1 pseudogene is annotated in these 233 nt (G+C 57.9%); it reads left to right on the plus strand.

From position 1 onward, the window contains the following. Positions 1-233, plus strand: a pseudogene (locus HMPREF0308_RS14085) (IS1634 family transposase); the annotation flags it as partial.

Raw genomic sequence — 233 nt, forward strand, 5'->3', positions numbered from 1 at the left:
TGGCTAGATGCAGCGGAAGGGCGCAGCTACACCGACTACGAAGACGGACACATCTGGACCCACCGTCACCACAGCGACAAACGCCGCACCAGCGGCAAACCGCAGGCAGTGACCTATTACCAGTATTCCTACGATAGGGCTCGGCGCACAAGGCGCGGCATCGGCGAACAACTAGATAAAGCCCAGCGTGCTGTTGACGGAAAGATACCCGTCAAGCGGAATCGATACGTCAA

This window comes from Corynebacterium striatum ATCC 6940 (genome assembly GCF_000159135.1).
GTDB classification, from domain to species: domain Bacteria; phylum Actinomycetota; class Actinomycetes; order Mycobacteriales; family Mycobacteriaceae; genus Corynebacterium; species Corynebacterium striatum.